The sequence below is a fragment of the Streptococcus oralis genome, assembly GCF_001578705.1.
Taxonomy (GTDB): Bacteria; Bacillota; Bacilli; order Lactobacillales; family Streptococcaceae; genus Streptococcus; species Streptococcus oralis_J.
The window spans coordinates 53,837-54,408 of the sequence record NZ_KQ969039.1; the positions used below are offsets into that span (position 1 = coordinate 53,837).

Genomic DNA, 572 nt, shown 5'->3' on the forward strand with positions numbered 1-572 from the left:
CTTACCTAAAAAAGTTAAAAGAGTTAGAGGAAAGGGACGAAGCCTTAGAGCGAGAAAAGCAGAGACAGTTAGAGAAATGGCTTCAGGAGGATTTCGACTAGATTTACTTCTTGAAGTGGCTCGTTTACCTCGCTCAACTTACTATTATCAATTGAGACAGCTGGATCAACCAGATAAGGATAAAGAGCTAAAGGATGAAATTCAAGCCATTTATAATGACTATAAAGGAAATTATGGCTATCGTAGAATTACTCTTGAACTAAGAAATCGTGGTTTTACAGTGAATCATAAGAAAGTTCAACGTCTGATGAAGGTCCTTGGTTTAAGTGCTCGAATTCGTCGGAAACGGAAGTATTCTTCCTACCAAGGAGAGATTGGCAATAAAGCAGAGAATCTTATTCAGCGCCAATTTGAAGCAGCCAAACCAATGGAAAAGTGCTATACGGATGTGACTGAGTTTGTCATTCCAGCAAGTACTCAAAAGCTTTACTTATCACCAGTTTTAGATGGCTTTAACAGCGAAATTATTGCTTTTAATCTTTCTTGTTCGCCTAATACAAACGATGTTAGAA

At 37.8% G+C, this 572-nt stretch carries 1 protein-coding gene; it reads left to right on the forward strand.

Features of this window, described 5'->3' with window-relative positions:
- On the forward strand, window positions 1-572 hold a 572-nt coding region (locus SORDD05_RS08335), incomplete at both ends, for an IS3 family transposase (RefSeq protein ID WP_155718868.1).